1 pseudogene is annotated in these 278 nt (G+C 54.3%); it reads left to right on the top strand.

Annotation, left to right across the window (positions count from 1 at the left end):
- Positions 1 to 278: pseudogene (locus Q4563_RS19535) on the top strand (acyl-CoA dehydrogenase); the annotation flags it as partial.

The raw sequence follows: 278 nt of genomic DNA, 5'->3' as shown, positions 1-278 counted from the left end.
CTTGGGGGATGTACCCCGGCTTGTCTCACGGTGCCATGAACACCATTGAACAACACGGTACCGATGCCCAGAAAGCCACCTATCTGACCCGTTTGGTCTCTGGTGAGTGGACCGGCACCATGTGCCTGACTGAGCCGCATTGTGGTTCTGACCTGGGGATTCTGAAAGCCAAGGCAGAGCCAAACCCGGATGGCAGCTATGCCATTACCGGCACCAAGATCTTTATTTCTGCCGGTGATCACGATATGGCAGACAATATTATCCATATCGTGCTGGCC

It is taken from the genome of Gilvimarinus sp. 1_MG-2023 (genome assembly GCF_030548285.1).
The sequence above is the reverse complement of the archived record's forward strand: the minus strand, read 5'-3'. Positions and strand labels throughout refer to the sequence as shown.